Source organism: Arthrobacter sp. MYb224 (genome assembly GCF_002975455.1).
In the GTDB taxonomy this organism is placed as follows: Bacteria; Actinomycetota; Actinomycetes; order Actinomycetales; family Micrococcaceae; genus Glutamicibacter.
This window is the reverse complement of sequence record NZ_PCPU01000003.1, coordinates 479849-502256: the sequence shown is the minus strand read 5'-3', so window position 1 is coordinate 502256 and position 22408 is coordinate 479849. Positions and strand designations below refer to the sequence as shown.

At 58.9% G+C, this 22408-nt stretch carries 24 protein-coding genes and 1 tRNA gene; 16 read left to right on the top strand and 9 right to left on the bottom strand.

Annotated features, from left to right (window positions below; all coding sequences use genetic code 11):
• Window positions 1-5 precede the first annotated feature (5 nt).
• The 5 genes from CQ017_RS08365 to rpsN all read left to right on the top strand — a co-directional run bounded on the left by CQ017_RS08365 (window position 6) and on the right by rpsN (window position 2763).
• A complete protein-coding gene (locus tag CQ017_RS08365) occupies window positions 6-803 on the top strand; it encodes an ABC transporter permease (protein WP_105553366.1) in 798 nt (265 codons plus the stop codon).
• 409 nt (window positions 804-1212) lie between these two features.
• A complete protein-coding gene (locus CQ017_RS08360; protein WP_105553299.1) occupies window positions 1213-1713 on the top strand; it encodes a MarR family winged helix-turn-helix transcriptional regulator in 501 nt (166 codons plus the stop codon).
• Between the two features lie 332 nt (window positions 1714-2045).
• Window positions 2046-2282: a 50S ribosomal protein L28 gene (gene rpmB / locus CQ017_RS08355; protein ID WP_096283268.1), complete on the top strand. Its 237-nt coding sequence runs from the start codon at window positions 2046-2048 to the stop codon at window positions 2280-2282.
• A gap of 1 nt (window position 2283) precedes the next feature.
• Complete coding sequence (rpmG, locus tag CQ017_RS08350) at window positions 2284-2454, top strand: 50S ribosomal protein L33 (RefSeq protein ID WP_022874359.1); 171 nt, start codon at window positions 2284-2286, stop codon at window positions 2452-2454.
• Window positions 2455-2457: 3 nt separating this feature from the next.
• Window positions 2458-2763 carry a 30S ribosomal protein S14 gene (gene rpsN / locus CQ017_RS08345; protein WP_060702423.1) on the top strand — a complete coding sequence of 102 codons (306 nt, stop codon included), beginning with the start codon at window positions 2458-2460 and terminating at the stop codon, window positions 2761-2763.
• Window positions 2764-2854: 91 nt separating this feature from the next.
• Here rpsN and CQ017_RS08340 read toward each other — a convergent pair whose 3' ends face one another.
• Window positions 2855-3466 (bottom strand): DUF1992 domain-containing protein, encoded by a 612-nt coding sequence (locus tag CQ017_RS08340; RefSeq protein ID WP_105553298.1) that lies wholly within the window; start codon window positions 3464-3466, stop codon window positions 2855-2857.
• A gap of 100 nt (window positions 3467-3566) precedes the next feature.
• Here CQ017_RS08340 and CQ017_RS08335 point away from each other — a divergent pair, with 100 nt between their 5' ends.
• The 11 genes from CQ017_RS08335 to CQ017_RS08285 all read left to right on the top strand — a co-directional run bounded on the left by CQ017_RS08335 (window position 3567) and on the right by CQ017_RS08285 (window position 15385).
• Window positions 3567-4562, top strand: a complete 996-nt coding sequence (locus CQ017_RS08335) for an SDR family NAD(P)-dependent oxidoreductase (protein WP_105553297.1) — start codon at window positions 3567-3569, stop codon at window positions 4560-4562.
• Between the two features lie 172 nt (window positions 4563-4734).
• Window positions 4735-5019: an HU family DNA-binding protein gene (locus CQ017_RS08330; RefSeq protein WP_096255549.1), complete on the top strand. Its 285-nt coding sequence runs from the start codon at window positions 4735-4737 to the stop codon at window positions 5017-5019.
• 286 nt (window positions 5020-5305) lie between these two features.
• The gene (locus CQ017_RS08325; RefSeq protein ID WP_096255549.1) at window positions 5306-5590 is read left to right on the top strand and encodes an HU family DNA-binding protein; all 285 of its coding nucleotides are present in this window, start codon (window positions 5306-5308) and stop codon (window positions 5588-5590) included.
• Window positions 5591-5775: 185 nt separating this feature from the next.
• Complete coding sequence (locus CQ017_RS08320) at window positions 5776-6366, top strand: hypothetical protein (protein WP_105719003.1); 591 nt, start codon at window positions 5776-5778, stop codon at window positions 6364-6366.
• A gap of 58 nt (window positions 6367-6424) precedes the next feature.
• Window positions 6425-7027 (top strand): copper resistance protein CopC, encoded by a 603-nt coding sequence (locus tag CQ017_RS08315; protein ID WP_181148206.1) that lies wholly within the window; start codon window positions 6425-6427, stop codon window positions 7025-7027.
• Between the two features lie 158 nt (window positions 7028-7185).
• On the top strand, window positions 7186-7734 hold the full coding sequence (locus CQ017_RS08310; RefSeq protein WP_105553294.1) for a copper chaperone PCu(A)C: 549 nt from the start codon (window positions 7186-7188) through the stop codon (window positions 7732-7734).
• Window positions 7735-8958 (top strand): Dyp-type peroxidase, encoded by a 1224-nt coding sequence (locus CQ017_RS08305; protein ID WP_105553293.1) that lies wholly within the window; start codon window positions 7735-7737, stop codon window positions 8956-8958.
• A gap of 105 nt (window positions 8959-9063) precedes the next feature.
• Window positions 9064-11178 carry a cytochrome c oxidase assembly protein gene (locus CQ017_RS08300; protein ID WP_105553292.1) on the top strand — a complete coding sequence of 705 codons (2115 nt, stop codon included), beginning with the start codon at window positions 9064-9066 and terminating at the stop codon, window positions 11176-11178.
• Window positions 11168-11935: a hypothetical protein gene (locus tag CQ017_RS08295; protein WP_105553291.1), complete on the top strand. Its 768-nt coding sequence runs from the start codon at window positions 11168-11170 to the stop codon at window positions 11933-11935. The genes CQ017_RS08300 and CQ017_RS08295 overlap by 11 nt, the downstream gene beginning before the upstream one ends.
• 105 nt (window positions 11936-12040) lie before the next feature.
• Complete coding sequence (locus tag CQ017_RS08290; protein ID WP_105553290.1) at window positions 12041-13957, top strand: NHL domain-containing thioredoxin family protein; 1917 nt, start codon at window positions 12041-12043, stop codon at window positions 13955-13957.
• 162 nt (window positions 13958-14119) lie between these two features.
• Entirely contained in the window at window positions 14120-15385 is a 1266-nt protein-coding gene (locus CQ017_RS08285) for an MFS transporter (RefSeq protein WP_374954987.1), read from the top strand.
• A gap of 7 nt (window positions 15386-15392) precedes the next feature.
• Here the strand turns inward: CQ017_RS08285 and CQ017_RS08280 are convergent, their stop codons facing one another.
• The 8 genes from CQ017_RS08280 to CQ017_RS08245 all read right to left on the bottom strand — a co-directional run bounded on the left by CQ017_RS08280 (window position 15393) and on the right by CQ017_RS08245 (window position 22353).
• Window positions 15393-16394 (bottom strand): hypothetical protein, encoded by a 1002-nt coding sequence (locus CQ017_RS08280; RefSeq protein WP_105650086.1) that lies wholly within the window; start codon window positions 16392-16394, stop codon window positions 15393-15395.
• Between the two features lie 40 nt (window positions 16395-16434).
• On the bottom strand, window positions 16435-18138 hold the full coding sequence (locus CQ017_RS08275) for a helicase HerA-like domain-containing protein (protein ID WP_105553287.1): 1704 nt from the start codon (window positions 18136-18138) through the stop codon (window positions 16435-16437).
• A 63-nt stretch (window positions 18139-18201) separates the two neighbouring features.
• Complete coding sequence (locus tag CQ017_RS08270; protein ID WP_105553286.1) at window positions 18202-18972, bottom strand: amino acid ABC transporter ATP-binding protein; 771 nt, start codon at window positions 18970-18972, stop codon at window positions 18202-18204.
• The gene (locus tag CQ017_RS08265) at window positions 18962-19624 is read right to left on the bottom strand and encodes an amino acid ABC transporter permease (RefSeq protein ID WP_105553285.1); all 663 of its coding nucleotides are present in this window, start codon (window positions 19622-19624) and stop codon (window positions 18962-18964) included. The genes CQ017_RS08270 and CQ017_RS08265 overlap by 11 nt, the downstream gene beginning before the upstream one ends.
• 89 nt (window positions 19625-19713) lie before the next feature.
• A complete protein-coding gene (locus tag CQ017_RS08260; protein ID WP_105553284.1) occupies window positions 19714-20520 on the bottom strand; it encodes an amino acid ABC transporter substrate-binding protein in 807 nt (268 codons plus the stop codon).
• Window positions 20521-20678: 158 nt separating this feature from the next.
• A complete protein-coding gene (locus CQ017_RS08255; RefSeq protein WP_105553283.1) occupies window positions 20679-21608 on the bottom strand; it encodes an AEC family transporter in 930 nt (309 codons plus the stop codon).
• Window positions 21609-21692: 84 nt separating this feature from the next.
• Window positions 21693-21763 (bottom strand) — tRNA-Gly (locus CQ017_RS08250).
• A gap of 104 nt (window positions 21764-21867) precedes the next feature.
• Window positions 21868-22353: an SseB family protein gene (locus tag CQ017_RS08245; RefSeq protein WP_181148207.1), complete on the bottom strand. Its 486-nt coding sequence runs from the start codon at window positions 22351-22353 to the stop codon at window positions 21868-21870.
• Window positions 22354-22408: the final 55 nt, after the last annotated feature.

Sequence of the window (22408 nt, the reverse complement as noted above, 5' to 3'; positions counted from 1 at the left end):
CCATGATGAAACAAAAAATAGGGCGCTGGATCATTCCCGCCATTGCTGGACTGGCTTTCATCTACCTGCTGGTACCGATCGCGTATATCTTCGTCTTCTCATTCAACGATGCAGGACGTACAAACCTTGAATGGCGCGGCTTTACCTTGGACAACTGGCAGAACCCCTGCGGTGCGCCGGCTGTTTGCGAATCCTTGGTCAATTCCTTGCAGGTCGGCGTGGTTGCCACGATCGTGTCCACCGCGCTGGGTACCTGTATTGCTATCGGCCTGGTCCGCTACAAGTTCCGCTTCCGCAAGCTGACCGACGTGCTGATCATCCTTCCCCTGGCAACTCCAGAGGTTGTTCTCGGTGCTTCGCTCCTGGCCCAGTTCCTGAACCTCGGATGGGAATTGGGGTACACCACGATTGTGATCGCGCATTCGGTGTTCTGCATGTCCTTCGTCATCGTGACAGTTCGGGCTCGAGTCTCTTCGCTGGATCCGCGCCTGGAAGAAGCAGCAGCCGACCTGTACTCCACCCCGCGGGCAGCCTTCCTGAAGGTCACCTTCCCGCTGTTGGTGCCCGGCATCGTTGCCGCAGCGTTGCTGTCCTTCGCGATGAGTTTTGACGATTTCATCATCACGAACTTCAACTCCGGAACCTTCCAGACCTTCCCGAAGTTCATCTATGTTGCGGCGACACGTGGCATTCCGGCTCAAGCCAACGTCATCGGTTCGGCCATGTTCATCACTGCGTTGCTGGTGGTAGTCATTGGACAGGTGATGGCCTATCGAAAGCGCAAACGCCTAGAGCAGGTCTAGGGCAGCATAACCATTGCTCGGGGTCCGCCCGTTCCTCCGCGCTGAGGAGCCGGCGGGCTCTGCCAGTTGGAGCAGATACTTGGGACTAGTTATTTGAGAACCCCGGGAGAAGGTACTGGTCGCGGGTTCCGCTTCGGCACTCGATGATATTCTCCGATTAGCTGTCGAACTGTGGTTCGAAGCATTGAGGCCCTGAATATCTTGCGACGTTCGCCGAGCCCAACCCTCGGGAACATCGTGGCCTTTCAGCTACGGGTCGGCAGCTCGGGGTCGCTTACTTGCATTGCTGCAGGAGCGGAGCTGGCCTCAGTATCCGGCAGGCGACAGGGTAGGATTCAACCGATTAGAATATTCCCACAATGTGGTAACGACTTACTGCGTGTGCGGTAGAGGAATGGTGTGAAAATACATGGGTGAACAGGTCATCTGGCTTTCTGCTGAAGAGCGAAAGGCCTGGCTGGGGCTGAACACAATGATGTCCTTGCTGCCCGCCGCATTAGATTCAGACCTTCAAGGTCTCGAAGGGATCACTCTCTTCGACTACCATATGCTGGCCATGCTTTCCGAAACGCCGGACCGTGAACTGACCATGACCGATTTGGCCGCTCGCACCAGCGCTTCACTGTCGCGCTTGTCTCATGTGGTGAAGAAGCTGGAGAAGCGCGGATGGGTAGTTCGTGCTCAATCTGCCGGAGACGCACGTGTGAAGATCGCCTCATTAACCAAGGAAGGTTGGGACGCGGTGGTCAAGATGGCGCCGCATCATGTCTCCACCGTCCGTGCGCTTCTCCTTGAAACCTTGGATGACAAGGACGTTAAGGATCTTGCGAGGATTTCGCGCAAGGTCGTGAAGGTTTTGGACGCGGATCACTGGGTCTTAGCGGATTCCACCTCCGATTTGGCTCCCTGAGCAATCCCAGATATTCTTATAGCGCGTTAATCGCGTGTTTCGTTGTGCCGCCATTTCGGTGGAGCAGCGGGTACGCGTAGCCCGTAATACCGAATATTGCGACCATCTGAGTACGGGGAAATTGCTCAACCGGTTGCGAAGTTCACCGACTTACATACTTTAAGGCTCTTCGGTTGGTTCTCACCCAGCCTGGTTACCTTCCTAGTGTGCAGTATTAACGGTGTTTCACTGGTTGGCGGGGCTCATAACGCACTAAGTGGTGTCGTTATTTCGGTAAAGACACTGCGCGCGAGAACCGCCGAATTTTACTACTAACTAACTAAGGAGTGATCATGGCAGCTGTTTGCCAGGTAACCGGTACTACCCCGGGCTTCGGACATAGCATCTCCCACTCGCACCGTCGCAACAAGCGTCGTTTCGATCCGAATATCCAGAAGAAGCGCTACTGGGTTCCGTCCCTGCGCCGCAACGTGACCTTGACCCTTTCGGTTAAGGGCATCAAGCTCATTGACGTTCGTGGCATCGACGCTGTTGTTGCCGACATGCTTGCGAAGGGTGTGAAGCTCTAATATGGCAAAGAAGGATAAGGACGTACGTCCTATCATCAAGCTGAAGTCGACCGCCGGTACCGGATTCACTTACGTGACCCGCAAGAACCGTCGTAACGATCCAGACCGCATGGTTCTGAAGAAGTACGACCCAGTTGTCCGTAAGCACGTTGAATTCCGAGAGGAGCGCTAAGACATGGCCAAGAAGTCCAAAATCGCAAAGAACGAACAGCGCAAGGTCATTGTCGAGCGTTATGCTGAAAAGCGCCTCGAACTGAAGAAGACCTTGGTTGACCCGAACGCAACCGATGAAGCCCGCGAGGCTGCACGCGTTGGTCTGCAGAAGCTTCCACGCGATGCTTCGCCGATCCGCGTCCGCAACCGCGACTCCATCGACGGCCGTCCACGTGGTACCTTCCAGAAGTTCGGTATCTCCCGTGTTCGCTTCCGCGACATGGCACACCGTGGTGAGCTTCCGGGCATCACCAAGTCTTCCTGGTAAGCCACAAAGTCTTACGGCTTTAGCTTTCTAGCACGAATGCCGCCTCAATCCCGCAAGGGTGTGAGGCGGCCTTCGTCGTTTAATCCGCCAGCTACTTGCGACGCGACCACCAGCGGCGCCTCGGCGTAGGCGCTTGCTGCGTCGGTTCAACATTCTGGACGGTCCGGCGTGCTGTCCAGGCCCGCACCTCGGCCTCGATATCGCGCAGTTTGGTGACCACCGGTGGACCGCCGAGTAACTGGCGGCGAGCGTCGACGATGCGCTGATTAAAATTGGCGAGGTGCTCGCGTACCGCGGCGGTAGTGGGCAGGCGATCTAGGGTCTGGTGTAGCTGCTCGTCTTCAACCCGCAAGGTCAAGGCCGGCGGACCGAGACCGGAGAGCTGCTCTCGCTGCATCATGGATTTTAACCACCAATCTGGATCGGTAGTGGCCGTGATGTGGTCAATATTCTTGCCAGCCAAGGGCAGGTTATCGAAATCTCCTCGGGCGAAAGCCTCATCCAAGGCGCTATTTGCCACTTCCCAGGCTTCATCTTGGGCATGATATTGCAGGGGTGTACGCGCCGGTCCGGTGACGCTTGGCTTACCCGTTTTCTCGGCATACTCGTCTACCGGAACCGGTGCATCGGAGCCGGCGGCCATTTGATAGCGGGCGGCATTCAACGCTGCGTTCTGGGCCGATTTCTCCGGTTTGTTGCTCACCTGTTAATGGTGGCATCCCGAGCACAGACCGGCAATAGGGCACGGTAAGGAGGGCTAGTGGCATCGCGATCTGCAGAGCAAGGCATAGTAGCGTTGAGCCATGAGCATTGAAGCCCGTGCCGGAACCCTGGACCGCTTAGGCTATGGAACGCCGCACCACGACGTATACGCCAATCGAGCCCGTTGGGCAGGCCTCGGCGAGGGGAAAGCCGCCGTCGTAACCGGCGCTAATTCCGGCCTTGGATTCTTCACGAGCCTCGCACTGGCGGAAAGCGGCGCCCATGTGGTGCTCGCCTGTCGCAATGAGGCGAAGGCCGAAGCGGCCATGAAAGAGATCCAACGGCGTGTACCCCACGCGAAATTAGAGTATCTTCCCTTCGAAGCCTCGTCCCTAGAATCTGCAACGGCGCTTGGGAACATTTTGCGTCACCGGGAACTTGATATCTTGATCGCCAATGCCGGGATGATTCGCACGCCGGCAACCCGAGTGGTCGGCAGTCTGGGATACGAGTCAACAATGAGCACAAACTTTTTGGGACACGCCCGACTAGTAGGGGAGCTCGCCGAAAATTTCCGCAGCCGGCCGATGCGCTTCATCGGCCTCGGATCGGTGTCCACGCTGTTGCTGAAAACAGACCCAAATAACTTGGCGCTGGATCACGGCTACCACGCCTATCGGGCCTACGCCCAATCCAAGGCCGCGGTTCAAGCATTCACTCTAGCCATGGACCACCGCTTGAAGCAGCTTTCGTGGCCTTCGCGCGCCATCGCGGTACACCCCGGATATTCCATTTCGGGATTGACCCTCCAGGTGCCCGGAATCAACGAACCACCCTATTTCAAGCGGGTCCGGGACCAAATGCAGGCCAGTTTCGCGCAGGGCAAACATGAAGGTTCGGTGTCCCTCGTGGAGGCGGCGCTTAACCCCGGGATATCCGCAAGTCCCCGGGGGACCTATCTTGGCCCGCGATTCCTCTCAAAAGGCGAATCTTCGCTGGCCAGACCGGCAAAAGTCACTCGACAGAAGCGACTTATGGACCCCGTTTGGAAGATCTTTATTGAAGCGAATCAAGGGATGGATCCATTCAAAATCTGAGCTTCAGTGAACTTTCACACCATGTAACTTGACCGAATATCGGTAAAAACCGCGGATCCGTGCGCCTTCTGTCGGTAATTGCTGGTAAGTTCTCTCAAGTAAGCCCGTGCGAGCGTGCGGCATCCGGCCCCCGGATTGGGGCGGCGGATCACTAGTCCAGGAGGACCACACATTGGCTATGAACCGTAGCGAACTTGTTGCCGCTGTTGCAGCTAAGACCGAAAACTCCCAGGTAGCCGTCAACGGTGTGCTGGATGCGCTGTTCGAAGTTTTCGTTGACCAGATCTCCCAGGGTGAGAAGGTTTCGATCCCAGGTTGGTTGGCAGTGGAGCGCACCGATCGTGCAGCTCGCACCGGACGTAACCCACAGACCGGTGAAGCTATCCAGATCCCAGCTGGCCACTCGGTCAAGCTGACCGCTGGTTCGAAGCTGAAGGCTGCTGTCTCCAAGAAGTAATGCCACGGCGCACTTTGTGCATTTCATTGACCCGTTACCCGAATTTATTTCGCGGTGGCGGGTCGATGTCGTTAACTACCAGATTCTCGGTATTTGCTTCCCCTCAACCTAAAAAATAGACCGTCTGGCGTTTTGAACCGTAAATAGTTGAAAAAATCCCCAGAATACGCACGTTTTCGTCGGTTTCGGGGTCAAAGATTTGATATGTTCTCACTGATAAGTCCGCACGAACGTGCGGCACCGTGGCCCGCCGGGTCATGGACCACTAGTCCAGGAGGACCACACATTGGCTATGAACCGTAGCGAACTTGTTGCCGCTGTTGCAGCTAAGACCGAAAACTCCCAGGTAGCCGTCAACGGTGTGCTGGATGCGCTGTTCGAAGTTTTCGTTGACCAGATCTCCCAGGGTGAGAAGGTTTCGATCCCAGGTTGGTTGGCAGTGGAGCGCACCGATCGTGCAGCTCGCACCGGACGTAACCCACAGACCGGTGAAGCTATCCAGATCCCAGCTGGCCACTCGGTCAAGCTGACCGCTGGTTCGAAGCTGAAGGCTGCTGTCTCCAAGAAGTAAGTCCCCCAGACTTTTGCCGAGGGCCCGATTCTCTTCAAGGAATCGGGCCCTCGCATTCTTTAACGGTGAATGACGCCAACCCCTTTGGGACATTGTTCTACCTAGCGTAGAATCGATCTGCAGGGTCAAACACTCCAACTGAACGGTAGCTCTTCGTGCTCAAGGACTTCGGCGCAGCTCGCGTAATGCGCGGTTGGCTAGCTGCGAGCCTGTGCACCTGGACGGCATTTGCTGCGCACGCGCACAGTGCGCCAACGCGAGCTTCGCTCGTGGTGATGGTTTTGATTACCTGCGTCTCGGCGGTCATTGCTATCGCCATGCTTGGCAAGAAATTCAGTTTGCTAGCTACCAGCATCGTGGTGCTGCTCAGCCAAGGGCTCTATCACCTAGCACTGTCCGTCATGACGCACCATGCGCCGGCCGCATTGCCGATGGCTCAACAACATGCCGGGCACCATCACGGTGTTGAGCTTGCAGGAAATATTGCTTCCCAGTACGGTGCGGTGCAATCCGATTCGATGCTTTACGCCCACATCTTGGCCGCGGTGACCAGCATTGTCGTATTGCATACCGGCGAACAGCTCTTGGCGATCATTGGCGGCCTGCTGACGTTGAGCACGGTGCGCCATATTCTGGCCCGCGCCCGAAAGCTCGTTCCAGAATTCCCGCAGGTACCAGCGACATTCATCGAACCGGTACTGAACCAAATCTCTGTCCTGCTCCGACTTCCGGCCCGGCGCGGGCCACCTTCCAACGTATTGACCCTCTTCGCCTAAACGAATCAATACGCTTCGATCGTGCACCGTGGTGCACCGATCATTGGAAGGAAAAATCTTGAAAACCCTCACTAGCCAGCAGTCATCCCGTACGCATCTCGCGCGAATTTCGGCCGCCATTCTCGTGGCATTCTTCGCGGTGTTCAGCAGCGTTAGCGCCGCTTCGGCCCACGACCAATTGATCTCCTCGGATCCAGCCAGCGGTTCGACAGTGACCGAATCACCGGAACAGATCGTCCTGGAATTCTCCGGAGTTCTGCAGCAGCTTGCTGGAGCGGAAACCAGCGTGGTGGCCTTGAGCTCCGAGGACGGGACAAAGATCGCCAGCGAAGCCACGACCAAGGGCACCAACGTCACAGTGGTACCAGAAGCGAATCTGAGCTCGGGAACTTACACATTGACCTACCGTGTTGCCTCCTCTGACGGTCATCCAATCGAGGACAGCATCTCCTTCACCGTGGACGTGGCAGCGGAAGCCCGCGAGTCCGCTAGCGCCTCAGCGAACAACGCGCCGGTTGAATCGGAACCAGCAGACCAGCAGCCTGAGCCGATCCAGGAACTTGGCTCACAGGTGAACCCGATTATTTGGGTCGTGATTGGCGTGGTTATCCTCGGTGCTGCCATTGCGGTACTGGTGAAATTCACTCGCCAGAATAAGTAGGCCGTAGCGCCCCACGCGCAACAGCATCCTCCCTTATGAGATCTTCGCAAGGCGACGTGAGCCAGATTAATACAGGCTGACCTATCGCGCGCATTTGCGCGCCCGATTCGCCGGCCCTGCTGGATCAGCCTTGCGAGCTAGCGAAAGCTGACACACCAATGAAGTATTTCAAGCTCACCGCCGCTCTTGCCGCGGCCACCACGCTACTGTTGACCGGCTGCGCCCAAGAACCTTCGGCGGTAGCACCACAAAGCTCCACCGACCAGATGCAGGGTACCCAGGCAGAAGATCTGCGCACGAACGAGACCTGGGCTAAAGCCGCCGAGCATGGAATGAGCGCCGCGTTCGGCGAATTGCGCAATGAAGGCGCATCAACGCTGGAACTTGAATCTGTCACCGATAAAACTCACGGCACGGTGATCGAAATCCATGACACGCAGGGCCAAGGAGCCGAAGCGCGGATGGCGCAGCACGAAGGTGCATTGCTCATCAAGCCAGCCGAAGAAGTTGTTTTGACTCCCGGCGGCACGCACTTCATGTACATGGATCTGAAGACCGAGCTGGTGGCTTCGCAAACCTCGACGCTGCAACTGAACTTTAGCGACGGTTCCAGCGCTGAAGTGCAGTTCCCGATACGCAACTTCAGCGGCGCCAACGAAAGCTACCACGGGTCGCCCGAAGAGCATGCTGATTACGAGGGCCACTAGATGGCAGCGGCTAATGTCCAACCGACTAGGCGCGTAGTACTCGGTGGTTCGGCCGCCGCGGCCATTGGCGGCGTCTTTGCGGGCTTCGGAGCTGGGCGCGCTACCGCCGCCGAGAACGGTGGTGCCGCGCCAAAGGCAACCACGGCTGCGCACAACCCGCGATTCCAACCTTTCCACGGCAAATATCAAGCGGGTATCCTCACCGAACCGCAGGCTCATGCGGAATTCCTCGGATTCAACGTGCATTTTGAAGATCTGGCTCGCTCCGAAGGGATCGAAAGGATTCGTTCGATCCTCAAAATGCTGTCCACGGATGCCCAGAGGCTGATGTCCGGTAGGGGAGTGCTTGCGGATACCGAACCGGAAATGTCGCATGCGGCATCCGATTTGACCGTGACGGTGGGAGTCGGCCAAGGCATCTTGGACGTTCTCGGGTATAAATCCGCGTTCTTGGGAAAGCTTCCGGCATTCGCGGGAGAGAAACTCGACGCGCGCTATGGCCAGAGCGATTTGATCATTCAATGCTGTGCTCAAGATCCGACCGTGCTGCACCATGCGGTACGTGCGCTGCGTAAGAATCTACGTGGAATTACCGAACCCGCCTTTGCCCAAAGCGGTTTCCTGCACGCGGCTCACCCCGTACGCCAGGGTCCGGGATTCCGAAACCTGTTCGGGCAACTCGACGGGATCAACAATCCCACCGGGGAGGCGCGCGAATTAGCGGTGTTTGGCGATGCCCAGGAGCCGAGTTGGATCGCTGGCGGCACCACCTTGGTGCTTCGCCGCATCGAAATGAATCTGGACAAGTGGGACGAGGTGGATCGGGCCGGACGCGACTTCGCCTTGGGCCGACGGCAAAGCGACGGCTCCCCGCTGTCCGGGACGAAGCCAACGGATCCGGTGGATCTGCAAGCGGTCGACGGTCTGGGGCTGCCTGCTATTGCCGCTCATGCCCATGTCGCCAGGGCGAAACCGGAAACGGCTGATGAGGTACTGTGGCGCCGCGGCTATAACTACCACGAGACCCAGAGCTCGGGGTTGTTATTCGCTTCGTACCAGCGCGATCCGAGGAGCAGTTTTGTGCCGGTCCAACGCCGCCTGGCGCAAGTGGATGCGCTCAACGAATGGATCACACACGCGGGCTCGGCGTTGTACGCGATCCTCCCAGGGGTCGCGGAAGGCAAATATTTGGGGGAAGAACTATTCTCCCAAAATAAGCAGTAGGAGCGTTACCAAGCGGTGAGGCGGTGTGAGATGCACCGCCTCACCGGCCTAAAACCACTACCCGATTCAAAGCCGGGTAAATGCAAGTGAGATGATGGAGAGGTTATGGCCACTCAAACTCCAAAGCCACCGGCGACCAGGTCGGCACCGCAGCAACCCTCCATATCGCGATATCTGCTACCGGCAATCCCGGTTATGGCGCTGGTCTTCCTCGGCGCGGCGCTATTCACCGGAATCGCCGCTCCCAGCCAGCTCGCAGACCCCGGGGCTTTCGTGCGTTGGGCGTTGCCCATCTCCCGAGCGATCCACCACAGCTCCATGGCAATCACCATCGCTGCGCTGATCTTTGCCGCGGTCATACTTCCCCGCAGCACCAAGATCCGGCGCCCCAGCGTCGACGACGCGCGCGTAGAGGTGGGCCAGAGCCATCCGGCTTTCAACCGCGCCATGAACATTGCCGCCGGCGCCGGTGTGGTGTGGACCCTCGCGGCAGCTACCGTGCTGCTGCTGACCTTCTGGGACCTGGCCGGTGTCCCGATGAACCTCGACGCGAGCTATACCGCGGCAATTCTTGACTACATTCTGCAGTTGGCCACCGGCCGGGCCTGGGCTTGGATGATCGTCATTGCTGCGATCACTAGTTCTCTGGCCCTGGCCATCCGTTCCCACACCGGGGTGGGACTGGCCGCGGTGTTTTCGCTATTCGGCATTGTCCCCATGGCATTTATCGGCCACGCTGCCGGCGGAGATGACCACTACGGCGCGGTGAATTCCATTGCCCTGCACCTGTTGGCCGTGGTCATCTGGTTCGGCGGCATCGTGGTGCTGGCCTTGCTTTCGCCGACGCTGACTTCCGCGGCCCCCGGACGCTTCGAATCCCGTCCGGTGCTTGCCGGGCTGGTGCTCAAGCGTTTCTCCGCCTTGGCAACCGTCGCCATTGTCTTGATGGTGGGATCCGGTCTGGCCTCTGCAACGATCCGCATCACCGAGCTGGACCAATGGCTTTCGAGCTACGGGCTAGTGGTGATCGCCAAGGTGGTCCTGACTCTGGCGCTGGGTTTCCTAGGCTTCATGCACCGCCGCCACGTCATTCCGCAACTGCTGGCCGGGAAACTCACGACACTCAATGCAGCTTGGCGTGTGGTGCTGGCCGAACTCATCCTGATGGGCGCCACGATGTCGCTGGCTACGGTGCTGGCACGGACCGCGCCGCCCACCGATGACCAGCCCCCGGTGGAGGCCACCCCCGCGCGTCTGCTGACCGGCTATGAACTTCCGGCGCCGCCGACCACTGCCAGCTGGTTCACCGTCTGGCGCCTGGATTGGCTGTGGGTTGCGGTGTGCTTCTTCCTGCTGGCCTTCTACCTCTGGGCGTTTATCCTCCTGCGTCGACGCGGAGATAAGCCAAGCTTCCCGCGGCTCTTCAGCTGGATCATCGGCTTGGTGGTGCTGTTCTACATCACCAGTGGTGCGCTGGCCGTCTATGGCAAGGTGCAATTCTCGGTCCATATGGTCGACCACATGTCGCTGACCATGATTGCGCCGATCTTCTTGGTGCTCGGAACCCCGATCACCCTGGCCCTGCAGGTGCTTGGCTCACGAACCGACGGAACGCGTGGACCACGCGAATGGATCTTGTGGGCGGTGCACTCGAAGTATTCGGCTGTGGTTACCCATCCGATCTTCGCCGCGGTGATGTTCGCCGGATCGATTGTCGTTTTCTATTTCACCCCGATCCTGGAAATCGCGATGAAGTACCACGCGGGGCACGAACTGATGAACGTGCATTTCCTGCTCACCGGCTATATCTTCGCGCTGTCGCTGGTCGATGCGGACCCGATCCCTAAACGCTACCCGTACCCGATGCGACTGATCGTGCTCCTAGCCACCGTCGCCTTCCACGCCTTCTTCGGGGTGGCGCTGATGGGCAACGAAAACCTGTTGGCTCCGGACTGGTACGGCAATATGGGGCGCACCTGGGGCGGCACCGCGATGGAGGATCAAGTGGTGGGCGCCGGGGCGATGTGGGCCATTGGAGAGGTGCCAACCTTGGTTTTGGCCATGCTCGTGGTGGTTTCCTGGCTGCGCCAAGATAAGAAGGACACCAAGCGATATGACCGCCAGGCTGACCGTGATGGAGATGCCGAGCTGGCAGCCTACAACGAGATGTTTGCGAAGATGAAGCAGCAAGATACAAAGGGAGAATATCGTGGCCGCTAAGGTATGGAAGCTGACCGCCGGAATGCTGGCCGGGGCACTGCTGTTTTCCTCCTGCTCGGCCCAAGAAGCTGGCACTGAAATGCCTGATGACCTCACGCACCAAAAGGCCACCGAGCCACCGAGCGAATCGGCCAAGGATCCAGCGCCATCAGGCTCCGCGGAAGCCGAACTGACTAAGGCGCAGGTGGTTGCCTCCACCGGTGCGGTGATGGCAGCGACCCTGGGTTTCCCCAACTCACGTCAGATTACCGCGGAGGAGCTCGAAGGCCTCGCGGTTGCCCCGACCGACACGCTGAAGGGTGTGGTCGTGCTGCCCGCGCAGTGCTCGGAACCGGTCGAAGAACTGAATTGGTCCCCGGCGCAGCTGGGTACCGAGGTTGCGCGCACCGACTTCACCAATGAGGCGCAGAACATTGCCGGTTCCATCGAAGTCGCCGAGGTGAAAAACCGCGAAAAGCTCGAGGATCACTACCGCACCGTGTTGGAGATCCGCACCGAATGCAAGAGCGTGAAGCTCAACGGACCGGAATACACCGAGACGCTGAAGTTCTCCAGCCCCGGAATATCCGAGGTCGAGTCTCAGTTGTACTACACACGCACCGGAGATTCCGCGAACGCCCGCGAATCGCTGGTGTTATTGCAGAGCAAGGGAGACTATGTGGTGATGGTTTCATTCATGTCCACCGCTTCGCTGGCCGAGCAAGAGTTCAACGACGTAGCCAAGACCATCATGGACACCGCAATCGCTCAGCTCTAAACGGCTTAGCATCGCTTCATACTGTTCTGCGGTGCAGGGCTAGTGGCAGATAATTGAAATCTCACTGTCGCATCTAGATAGTGAAGTCGCCTTGAAAGGACAATCATGAGTGCAACTTCCGACTCGGTACGCGCAAACTACAAGGTCAGGGCCAGCGAACTGGTGGGCCGCAACTGGCTGAATACCGGCGGTGAACAACTGAATCTCGAGGCCCTGCGCGGTAAGATTGTCCTTCTGGATTTTTGGACCTTCTGCTGCATCAACTGCCTGCATGTGCTGGATGAACTGCGTCCGTTGGAAGCGGAGTACTCCGATGTCTTAGTCACCGTAGGCGTGCACTCGCCAAAATTCGAGCACGAGGCAGACCCGGAGGCGCTCGCCGCCGCCGTGGAACGCTACGAAATCCACCACCCGGTGCTTGACGATCCAGAGCTTGTCACCTGGCAGGCCTACGGCGCTCGCGCCTGGCCGACGCTGGTGGTGCTCGATCCCGAAGGCTACATCGTGGCGCACCTTTCCGGCGAGGGCCATGCCCAGGGGCTGGGCTCCCTGGTCGACGAACTCGTGGCAGAGCATGAGGCCAAGGGAACCCTGCACCGCGGCGACGGACCCTACGTGGCGCCCGAGGCCCGCGAAGGGGATCTGCGCTTCCCGGGCAAGGCAATCGCCTTGGAGAACGGGAACTTCCTGGTCGGCGATTCCGGCCACCACCGCCTCGTGGAGCTGGGCAATGACCTGAGCACCGTGGTGCGCACCATCGGTGCAGGGGTCAAGGGCTATGCCGATGGCGACGCGGATACCGCACAGTTCAACGAGCTGCAGGGCCTGGCCATACTGCCGACGGAACTTGCCGCGAAGGTCGGCTACGACGTGATCGTCGCCGATACCGTCAACCACCGGCTGCGCTCAGTGAAGTTGAGCACCGGGGCGGTCGGAACCGTGGCAGGCAATGGAGTGCAGCGCCTCCTGGACGCGGAGAACGCCCGCCAAGAACAGCAGCCAACCGAGCTTGGCACCGACGCGTTGAACATCTCGCTGTCCTCGCCCTGGGACGTGCTCTACCACCCTTCGGGCAAGGTCATCATCGCAATGGCCGGCACGCACCAGATCTTCTCCTTCGACCCGGTCACCAGCGCGGTTAATGTCTTTGCCGGCAGCGGCCTGGAAGGCCTGGCCGACGGCAAGCCGCTCGAAGCGTGGTTTGCCCAGTCCTCGGGTTTGAGCCTGGACACCAATGACGATGTGTGGATCGCCGACTCGGAGACCAGCGCCCTGCGCCGGTTGGAAATCGACGCGCAGGGCAATGCGGTCGCGGTGCACACCGCGATTGGCGCGGGACTCTTCGACTTCGGTTTCCGCGATGGCGAAGCCGAGCAGGCTCGCCTGCAGCACCCGCTGGGCGTGACCGCATTGCCAGATGGCTCAATTGCGGTGGCCGACTCCTACAATGGTGCGGTGCGCCGGTTCGACCCGGTGACCGGTATGGTTTCGACCTTGGCCAAGGGGCTGAAGGAACCTGCAGACGTGTTGCTGGACGATTCGGTCGATGGGGCCCCGGTGCTGCTGGTTGTGGAGACCAACACCCACCAGCTGATCCGTATCCCGGTTCCTGCCGAGGCACTAGTGGTGGACGAGGGTGCGAGCCAGACCCAGCGTCCGAAGACCAAGGTGCAGTCCGGCAACCACGAGATCCTGGTGCGTTTCGCCGCACCGAAGGGCCAGAAGCTCGATGACCGTTGGGGCGACCCGACACAGCTGAAGATCTCGGCCAGCCCCGAGGAACTGATCCTCGAAGGTTCCGGTACTTCGGTGGGGCTGACGCGTACCTTGGTGCTGAACCCTGAAATCACCGACGGCGTCCTGCATATCACCGCACGCGCGGCGGCCTGCGATGGCGAGCCAGGCGGCGAGATCCCAGATCATGCCGCGTGCCACCTGTACCAGCAGGATTGGGGCATCCCGGTAGAACTCGATGCCGGCGGCGACAACGAATTATTGCTTGATCTGCGTGGCGTGAACTAGCAGTCCCGCACTCAGCTCGGGGCGCACCAAGTACGACTTGGTGCGTTCCGAGTATTTAAGTGACAGGAAATTGAGGAAACCTCACCAATTTTGCGTTGCCCGGTCGCTAGACTGGATGCCGACGGGAGGAGCCGAAACATCTGGTGTTCGGCTAATTAATTCGTGGCAAATAGGATGTTCCGGGCACTGGAAGTGCCGAACTATCGTTTATGGGTTATCGGTGCGCTCGTTTCAAATATCGGAACCTGGATGCAACGCGTGGCCCAAGACTGGCTGGTGCTCACCGAGCTGACAGATCATGACGGGGTGGCCACCGGCATCACCACCGGCCTGCAGTTCCTGCCCATCTTGCTCCTCGGCCCCTACGCCGGCCTGGTTGCCGATCGGTATGACAAACGCAAGGTCCTGCTCGCAACCCAGACCTTTATGGGCCTCTGCGCGCTGGTGCTGGGCACCTTGGTCATCACCGGAACGGTTCAGCTGTGGCATGTCTATGTCCTTGCCACCCTGCTAGGCATCGGATCGGCCTTTGACGCCCCCGCCCGTCAGGCATTCGTCTCCGAGATTGTGCCCGGCACTCATCTGACAAACGCGGTGGCGTTGAACAGCGCCAACTTCAACCTTGCCAGGCTCGCGGGACCTGGAATTGCCGGTGCGGTGATCGCCTTGGTCGGGACCGGCCCGGCCTTCCTGCTCAACGGTTTGTCCTTCCTGGCGGTGTTGTTCTCGCTGAGCACCATGAAAGTCTCCGAACTGAGCCAGTCCAAACCTGTGGCGCGCGCCAAGGGGCAGGTGCGTGAGGGATTCAGCTACGTTAAAAACCGCAAGGACCTGCTGCTGATCTTTGCCATGGCATTTGTCATTGGCACCTTCGGGCTGAACTTCCAGATGACCAACGCGATGATGGCCGCCGAAGTGTTTGGGGTGGGCGCCGCAGAATACGGAATCCTGGGCAGCATCATGGCGGTCGGCACCTTTGCCGGCGCCTTGCTGGCGGCACGTCGCTCGAGGCCACGCTGGCGATTCGTGATCGGTGGCGGCATCGCCTTCGGTGCGACCGCATTGCTCTCGGCGTTCATGCCGCACTATCTGCTCTTCGCGGCGAGCCTGGTCCTCGTCGGGCTGAGCGCGCTGACCTTCCTCAACAGCTGCAACACCATGGTGCAGACCTCTGTCTCGCCACAGTACCGGGCCAGAGTTCTGGCGCTTTATCTGATGGTGGTGCAAGGCGGAACACCCTTGGGCGCGCCGCTGGTGGGCTGGCTCGCCGAGCTGCTGGGGGTGCGCGCAGCGGTGGCATTCGGCGCGGTGCTTTCGCTGCTGGTCAGCGTAGTGGCCCTGCTGGTTTGGCAGCGCTTTCGTCCCGATGCGGTGCCATTGCGTACCCAGTTCAGAGAACTCGTACCGGTTCGCAAACGACGAGGCTAAGCCGGGCTTATTCCTCGGTGCCTGCTACCGGAACCACGCTGACTTCGGAGGTGCTGGTGGTCAGCTGCGCGGTGAAGGAGAACTGCTCATTCACGGTCTTCTTTTCCAGCGTACCGGTACGCAGGTCCTGCTCGGTTAACGACAGTTTTGCCGTCACTTTCAACGGGCTGAGCACCCACGCGCCATTGTAGTAATTGACTTCAATGGTCGGGTATTTCGCGATGGACCATTCGATGGTCTCGGGGTTCACCCGTGAGGGGGTGTGATAGGCGAAGGGGCAGCCCGAAGGCATCAGTACCTGCTGCGCGGCGCATTCATTGAGGTAGGTTCGTACCTTGGAATTGACCTGCGCAATAAACTCCTTGGTCGGCTGCGTCTTCAAGGAAATTTCCACCGGTTCCTTGGCCGGACCGGTCACTACTACTCCACGGGTGTCGGCTTCGAAGTTCTTGGTGCTGAAGCTCGCGTCGGTAATCGAGGGGTAGAACACCGGCAGGGTGCTCACCCCCTTGACCAGAGGGATCTTTTGATCATTGACGGCAACCTCGTTGACGGTATTGGCCTTGACCCGAACGGTAGGGAGCATCACCGGTTCAAAGGACCACTGGTCGAAGAACAGCCAGGACTTGCCGGTGCGGCGCAGCGTATAGGTGGATTCTTGTTCGACACCGTCGGCCTTGTACGTGGCGGTGACCGTATGCAAATCCGGGTCGTTCTCGGAAGAATCGGCCTTCTGCGCGTCGAATTCCGTAATCCCCGCTTGGGTGCGTTTGAGCACCTCGCCGTCGAGTGCTACGGCGTCGCCCTGGGGGACTTGGGCACCCATCAGGCCAAGCGCCTCGGCGCCTTCACCGGCAAGCAGATGCTTGTGCAACGACTCGACCGCATGCTCTGCTGAGAACAGCGTGCGGTTGGCAACAAGGGCGCTAGTTACCGCCAGTGCAACGATGATGATGGCCGCAGTTGCCCAGCGCAGGGCAAGGCGCGGCACGGAGATACGAGATTTCATTATTAATCAGGCTAGCGGGTTTCCGTTCAGAGGTTGTAACTCAACGTCGGCGTCGTCGGCGTTTTGTGCCGAACATGCCGCGGAGCATTTCGCGCCCCACCATCTTCGCCGCGTCCATCGCGAAGTCCATCAGTGGGTTGACTTGATTGTTTGAAGAATCGTTGGAGCGTTGTGGGGGCGCGGAGGATGACGACGGTGATTTTGTACGTGACGAAGACGGCGGCGTGGATTCAACCGGTGGCTGTTCGGCCGGGCTCTGCGAACTGGGCGGTACCGAAGTGGGCTTGCCAAGAATTGAATCCGCGATCCGGCGTGCTTCGGCATCGACATCTTGCGCATCCGAAGTACCGGAGCCCGGCGCCGCAGCCGGTGTTGCCGGCTCTGTGGCCGCCGGTTGGCCATTGAGCATCTCCATGGCCGAATGCCTATCGACCGCCGTGGCGTATTTTGCTGCCAGCTCAGAAGTCTCGATCAGCGAAGCCTGAGTTTCCGGGGACGGTGGACCAATGTGTGAGCCCGGCGAGGTGAGCTTGGTCCAAGCCACCGGCGTCGGCGCACCGCGCTCATTGAGCACGGTAATGACCGCTTCGCCAACCCCGGCTTGGGTGAGAGCCTGGCGCAGGTCCAGAGGACCAGCAGGGAAGGTCTTGATAATTGCCTTGAGTGCTTCGCCGTCCTTAGGCGTGAAGACGCGTACCGCATGCTGTATCCGGTTGCCGAGCTGGCCGAGCACCTCGTCGGGCAGGTCCGCGGGCGATTGCGTGACGAAGAACAGCCCAACACCCTTGGAGCGAATGAGGCGAACGGTCGAAATGATCGCATCGACGAATGCCTTGGAAGCGTCTTTGAACAGCAGGTGCGCCTCGTCGAGGAAGAAGACGAGCTTTGGCTTGTCCAGATCGCCGGCTTCTGGCAAGTCATCAAAGAGGTCGGCAAGCAACCACATCATAAATGTGGAGAACAGCAACGGTTGGCGATTCAGTGAGGGCAGTTCCAGGCAGCTGATGATGCCGTTCCCGGCCTCGTCGAAACGTAAAAAGTCGTCGGTATCAAATTCGGGCTGGCCGAAGAATTTATCTAGGCCTTGTGACTGCATGATGGTCAGTCCGCGCAAGATGACTGCGGCCGTTGCGGCAGGAACTCCGCCGAGACCTTCGAGATCCTGCTTGCCTTCATCGGAGAGCAAGAAATTAAAGACCGCTTTGAGATCCTTGAGATCATCCATGGGCAGCTCACGCTGGTCGGCGTAGTGGAAAACCAGCTGGAGGCATTCCTCCTGCGTCTCGTTGAGTTCCAAAACGCGTGCAAGCAAGATCGGGCCGAAAGAATCAATGGTGGCACGTACCGAAAGCCCGTCGGTGCCCTCGCCGAGGGTCAAGAATTCCACCGGGTTCGCTCGTGCGGTGAACTCGTGGCCGATACCCGAGAGGCGTGCGGTGAGTTTGTCGCTGGGCTCTCCCTGCTGGGCCAGGCCGCCCAGGTCGCCCTTGATATCCGCCAAGAAGACCGGCACGCCCTGAGCGCTGAGCTGCTCTGCCATCACCTGCAAGGTGACGGTCTTGCCGGTGCCCGTGGCACCGGCAATGATGCCATGTCGGTTGAGCATTCTTAAGGGAACACGAACTTGAGCCTCAGGCTCCGGCGTTCCAGCGACAATTGCCGCGCCAAGCTCCAGGCATGTGCCGTCAAAGGCGTAACCAGCCCGAAGCTGCGCGATGATCTCCTGCGAGGTACTTTCAACCATGCACATAGCCTACGCATCGCGTGGCGCTATCGGGAGAACGGCACGTAAAAATTCGTAGAAGACTTAGAAGGGATGCAAAAGCCGCTGCATAAAAGCCTTGGTGCGATGATGCGATGGATTACCGAGAACCTGGGCGGCGGACCCGTGCTCGACCACAACTCCACCATCCATGAACACCACGGTATCGGCCACGTCACGGGCAAAAGCCAGCTCGTGGGTGACTAGCACCATTGACCATCCCTCCTGCGCCAACTCCTTGATCACGGTCAGCACCTCGCCGACAAGTTCCGGATCCAGGGCACTGGTTGGCTCGTCAAAAAGCAACAGATCCGGCTGCAGCATCAGCGCCCGCACGATGCCCACACGTTGCTGCTGACCGCCGGAGAGCGAAGAAGGATAAGCCGCGGCCTTCTGCGAAAGGCCGACCCGCTCCAGCAATTCATTGGCTTTAGCCATCACCTCTTCGCGGGGCCGGCGCTGCACCTGCAAGGGGCCAATGGTCACATTTTGCAGCACCGTGAGATGGGGGAACAAATGGTGACCTTGAAAAACCATCGCTGAGCGATCGCGGAGCACCCGGGCCTTCTTAGGTGAAAGCCCAGAGGCAAAGCGCACCTCGGGGCCACCGGCAAAAGCTACGACTCCTTGATCCGGATTTTCCAAGCCGTTTAAGCAACGCAGTGCGGTAGTTTTACCCGAACCAGACGGTCCAATGAGTGCTACAACTTCACCGGAATGCACGGTAAAATCTATGCCGCGCAAAACCTGATTGCTGCCAAATGCCTTGTGCAGCCCGGTGACGTTGAGCAAGGGGGTGGGGTTCCTAGGCGACATACTTTTCAAGCCTGCTTTCCATGCGGTCCTGGATTGCCGAAAGGATCAGGCAAATGACCCAATAGATGGCTGCCGCTTCGAGGTATAGCAGCATGAATTCATAGGTGGTAGCGGCGATTTCCTGGGCACGCCGGAACATCTCGGTCACCAGAATCATCGATGCCAACGACGTGTCTTTAACCAGCGAAATGAAGGTGTTCGACAGCGGCGGTACTGCCACACGCGTCGCCTGCGGCAAGATGAGCCGATACAGGGTGCGCGTGCGGGACATCCCAATGGTGTAACCGGCCTCCCACTGCCCACCAGGCACCGACAGGATTGCGGCGCGGATGATTTCCGCGGCATAGCCTCCGACGTTGAGGGTGAACGCCAAAATAGCCGAAGGCCAAGGATCAATGGTGACTCCCAAGGAGGGCAAGCCATAGAAGATCACGAACAATTGGACCAATAACGGGGTGCCGCGGATGATCGAAATATAACCACGGGCAATTCCGGAGACCAGCTTGTTCGAGCTGATCCGCATCAGCGCGACCATCAACGCCAACGCCAGGCCCAGGCTGAAACTGATCAAGGTCAGGGGAATGGTGGCCATTAATGCGCCGCTGACCATCGGCCACAGCGAATCCAAGGCTAGCTGCCAGAGTGAATCCATTTGTTATCTTCCCGTCCTAGACAGCGGACACTGGCCCAAAGTGGGTCCTTGGGCCAGCTTACGTGTCGAGGTGCGACGATCGAGGCTAGTTACTTGGTGATGTCTTCGCCGAAGTACTTTTCGGAGATCTTGGTGAGGGTCCCGTCAGCCGACAATTCCTCCAATGCGGTGTTGATGGCATCGCGAAGTTCGGTCTGGTCCTTCTTCAAGGCGACGACGGTCTCGGACTTCTCTTCGGACTCGGCAGCGATCTTGATGCTGTCATCCGGGTTGGTCGTCTGCGAATCCAGGAAGGTGAGTTTGTCGTTGACCGTGGCATCAACGCGGCCCTGCTTGAGCAGCGTGACGGCCTGGGCCCAGCCCTCGACCGCCTGGATCTTGGCGCCCGCATCCTTGGCATCATCGTGGAAGCTACTGGTCAGCGACTGCGCAGTGGTTTTACCGTCCAGCGAATCGAAGGAAGTGATGTCGGTGTTCTCGCTTTTGGTGACGATGACACCGCTGGAGAAGTTGTATGGCTCGGAAAGCAGGTATTTCTCAACCCGTTCCGGGGTTACGTTGACCTGGTTGGCGATGACGTCAAATCGTCCGGCTTCCAGGCCGGCGAAAATGCCATCCCATTGGGTTTCTTGGAACTCGACCTCTACGCCGAGCTGATCGCCGACTGCCTCAATAACTTCGACATCAAAACCGGTCAGCTGATCGCCTTCGTGGAAGGAGAAGGGACGGTAGGTGCCTTCGGTGCCCACGGTCAGCACGCCGCTGTCTTTCACATGCTGCAGCAGGTTTTCATCCGCGGCGGGGGAGCTGGCGGAGTCTGTACTTGAGGCACCGCATGCACTCAGTGCCAGTGCGAGTACTGCCGTAATTGCCAGAAGGGGAGCTGTGCGCTTCATGATGACCTAACATTTCGAGGTGACGAGGTGTTCTCTACCCAGATCAACGGTGCTGACTTACCGGGTATTCCGTAAGATTTCCGTGAATAAACCTATGAAGCAACTGACATGTCATATAACTTCTTCTGGAAATCGATCATCCGTCGCCTAATCTTCCGCTAAAGCCCGAGGAGCAATGCCAGAATCATCATCATGGGGACGGCGCAGATAGTGGTGATTAACACCGTATCCTTGGCGACCGTCACACCACGCTCGTAGCGTTGCGCGGTGACGAAAATATTCTGTGCGGTGGGTAGCCCGGCCATAATGACCGCCGCGACCAGCATCCCACCGGAAAGGCCAAAGAGGTAGGCGGCGGCCAGCCACGCGAGCAGCGGCTGCAAGAATAGCTTCGCAACCGAACCCAGCAATACATCTGCCCGGCGTCCGGACTTCTTTTCCAAGGGTTTGGAGCCGACCAGGGAGATGCCGAATGCCATCAGCATGGCCGGAATCGACGCACCAGAAATTAGTTCGATAGGTGCCAATACCAATTCGGGAACCTCGAATCCAGTCAGCGCCACCACCAGTCCCAGCATCGAACCGATAATCATCGGGTTCTTCGCGGTGGCAACCACCAAGGCTATCGGGGTAGTGCGATGTGTGCTGGTCGTAGCATCTAGCATGGCCAGATTGATCGGCTGGTAGAGGGCCAACTGAAACAGGATGATGGGCGCCGCATGAGACACGTCGCCAAGCACGTACAAGGCGATGGGCAGGCCAAGATTCGCGGAGTTCACCGTGGAGGCCGACATGGCCGCCACGATTCGTTCGGCCGGCTCGCGTTTGAGCCACTTATAGGTCACCAGATGGTAAGCCAGAGCCGTCAAACCGGCAGAGATCGCGGCAACCCACATCAGCGGCCCCAGTACGGCCACCGGTTCTGACTCGGCCAAGGTGACAAACAACAGTGCCGGACTGGCGACGAAAAACGTCAGCCGGCTCAGCACATGGCGTCCCTGTTCGCCCAGCACTCCGGTGCGACCCACCAGGTAACCCACCAAGATCACTATCCAGATGATTGAGAATCCCGACAGCACACCGGTCATGGAAACTCCTCGGTTCGATAAGGCGCGGGATGCCAACGCAAAACGTCGAGACACCTGAGGTGTCCCGACGTTCGGCCTAATGCGAGCGGGCGACGGGAATCGAACCCGCGTATCGAGCTTGGGAAGCTAGCGCTCTACCATTGAGCTACGCCCGCAATGCTCCGGGCGGCCTATTGGCGGCCCGGGCGAAGTCCAGCTTATCCTACGAAAACGCAGGTCAGAAATCTGCGAACCAAGATGTCCGAATTTTGACCCGAACTTACTCGGCCCGTTTTTCCTTGAGCAGTTCCTCCTTCAGGATGGCCACTCCATCCGCTGGAACTTCAAAGCTCAGCTCATCTCCCGGATTCACCACGAAACCGGTTCCTTCCAGCGCGCGCACAATCGTGGCACCCTGAACCTTAACTCCATAGGGGGCCATGTCGATGTAGGAGCCAGGGATACGATCCAAACCGGTAAACAGCGCGACCATTGCGGCCCCAGCCGGGTTGGTGAGCAGCATCGGCTGAGCGTTCTTGTTCTCCTCGGTCACCTCCTCGCGTGAGAGGAAGTAAACCTCGGCGGTCATGAAAGCGCTGATCACGGATCCGGAAAGTTCGGGTTTGTTAAGTCCGGCCTGCAACATCATCTCGAAGTGCGTTTTGGGACGTTCACGTTCCTTGTCCATTGGCGTTTCGACGGCCATATTCGGCTGGTCGTCGGGATTGCGTCCGTCCCGCGGGGCGTTGCTGTTATCGGAGCTCATGTACTCAAGCATGTCGCGCCAAACCCGCAGGTGCAAACGCCGAATGAGGAAAATC

What these genes read in the sequence shown, in the direction of transcription:
- CQ017_RS08365 (WP_105553366.1), top strand. Translation starts at nt 6, where the DNA reads ATGAAACAAAAAATAGGGCGCTGGATCATTCCCGCCATTGCTGGACTG.
- CQ017_RS08360 (WP_105553299.1), top strand. Translation starts at nt 1,213, where the DNA reads ATGGGTGAACAGGTCATCTGGCTTTCTGCTGAAGAGCGAAAGGCCTGG.
- rpmB (WP_096283268.1), top strand. Translation starts at nt 2,046, where the DNA reads ATGGCAGCTGTTTGCCAGGTAACCGGTACTACCCCGGGCTTCGGACAT.
- rpmG (WP_022874359.1), top strand. Translation starts at nt 2,284, where the DNA reads ATGGCAAAGAAGGATAAGGACGTACGTCCTATCATCAAGCTGAAGTCG.
- rpsN (WP_060702423.1), top strand. Translation starts at nt 2,458, where the DNA reads ATGGCCAAGAAGTCCAAAATCGCAAAGAACGAACAGCGCAAGGTCATT.
- CQ017_RS08335 (WP_105553297.1), top strand. Translation starts at nt 3,567, where the DNA reads ATGAGCATTGAAGCCCGTGCCGGAACCCTGGACCGCTTAGGCTATGGA.
- CQ017_RS08320 (WP_105719003.1), top strand. Translation starts at nt 5,776, where the DNA reads ATGCGCGGTTGGCTAGCTGCGAGCCTGTGCACCTGGACGGCATTTGCT.
- CQ017_RS08310 (WP_105553294.1), top strand. Translation starts at nt 7,186, where the DNA reads ATGAAGTATTTCAAGCTCACCGCCGCTCTTGCCGCGGCCACCACGCTA.
- CQ017_RS08305 (WP_105553293.1), top strand. Translation starts at nt 7,735, where the DNA reads ATGGCAGCGGCTAATGTCCAACCGACTAGGCGCGTAGTACTCGGTGGT.
- CQ017_RS08300 (WP_105553292.1), top strand. Translation starts at nt 9,064, where the DNA reads ATGGCCACTCAAACTCCAAAGCCACCGGCGACCAGGTCGGCACCGCAG.
- CQ017_RS08290 (WP_105553290.1), top strand. Translation starts at nt 12,041, where the DNA reads ATGAGTGCAACTTCCGACTCGGTACGCGCAAACTACAAGGTCAGGGCC.
- CQ017_RS08280 (WP_105650086.1), bottom strand. Translation starts at nt 16,394, where the DNA reads ATGAAATCTCGTATCTCCGTGCCGCGCCTTGCCCTGCGCTGGGCAACT.
- CQ017_RS08275 (WP_105553287.1), bottom strand. Translation starts at nt 18,138, where the DNA reads ATGGTTGAAAGTACCTCGCAGGAGATCATCGCGCAGCTTCGGGCTGGT.
- CQ017_RS08270 (WP_105553286.1), bottom strand. Translation starts at nt 18,972, where the DNA reads ATGTCGCCTAGGAACCCCACCCCCTTGCTCAACGTCACCGGGCTGCAC.
- CQ017_RS08265 (WP_105553285.1), bottom strand. Translation starts at nt 19,624, where the DNA reads ATGGATTCACTCTGGCAGCTAGCCTTGGATTCGCTGTGGCCGATGGTC.
- CQ017_RS08260 (WP_105553284.1), bottom strand. Translation starts at nt 20,520, where the DNA reads ATGAAGCGCACAGCTCCCCTTCTGGCAATTACGGCAGTACTCGCACTG.
- CQ017_RS08255 (WP_105553283.1), bottom strand. Translation starts at nt 21,608, where the DNA reads ATGACCGGTGTGCTGTCGGGATTCTCAATCATCTGGATAGTGATCTTG.
- CQ017_RS08245 (WP_181148207.1), bottom strand. Translation starts at nt 22,353, where the DNA reads ATGAGCTCCGATAACAGCAACGCCCCGCGGGACGGACGCAATCCCGAC.